This is a genomic window from Gluconobacter sp. P1D12_c, from assembly GCF_018812105.1.
Lineage (GTDB): Bacteria > Pseudomonadota > Alphaproteobacteria > Acetobacterales > Acetobacteraceae > Gluconobacter > Gluconobacter oxydans_A.
Genome location: NZ_JACSIQ010000144.1, coordinates 1 through 639 on the forward strand (window position 1 = coordinate 1; position 639 = coordinate 639).

Genomic DNA, 639 nt, shown 5'->3' on the forward strand with positions numbered 1-639 from the left:
TTATGAGACCAAGGCTATTCGTTATATGTTTGGGAATGGGGTCGAGGTTTATTGCGGTTGGGAAAAGCCTKACGATATCATGACTTGTTTGCATGACCATTATATTGACCATTMTTTTCCTGTGAAGGATGTGAAAAGTTATAGAGATTATTTGCGTTGTCTTCCTTMGCATTCTTCTTTGTTTTTGGATTACATAGAAAGCAGGGGATATGGTTTTTTAAGATTCAACGAATATTTGAACTATGACGAGGATTATTTTTTTTACGAGTGTGTTTTTGTTAATGACAATAAAGATGAGATACGCCTTTGGGTTAAAGATTTAGAAGAATGTGACAAGGATGGTTTGTATTCGAGTATCGATAATTTAGATTTGGAAAATTGTACGTCTGATGATTTTAAAAGAAGACTCTCAACGATTTGCGAGAAATTTTTTGGATCGTTGTCATGAGTTATCAATTCGCACATTTTGAGATGCTGAGTCGTAAAGTGCTTGTAAAGCCTTCCGACAAGGCAACGAAGTCTAAGAAGTGGAATATTAAAGAGACTATAGATGAGGCTACCCGGAGAAATCCGGATGCCTGTTTGCATGTTGAAAATCCAGGCAAGCCGGTTCTCGTTTTTGGTCAGGATTTAGAAGCT

Annotated in this window: 2 protein-coding genes; both read left to right on the forward strand. The window is 36.9% G+C overall.

The window, feature by feature from the left end; genetic code table 11:
• Positions 1-448 (forward strand): hypothetical protein (locus KP705_RS16010; protein ID WP_215764953.1); only part of this gene is annotated, 448 nt, incomplete at its 5' end.
• Positions 445-639 (forward strand): hypothetical protein (locus KP705_RS16015; RefSeq protein ID WP_215764954.1); only part of this gene is annotated, 195 nt, incomplete at its 3' end. The genes KP705_RS16010 and KP705_RS16015, both read left to right, overlap by 4 nt.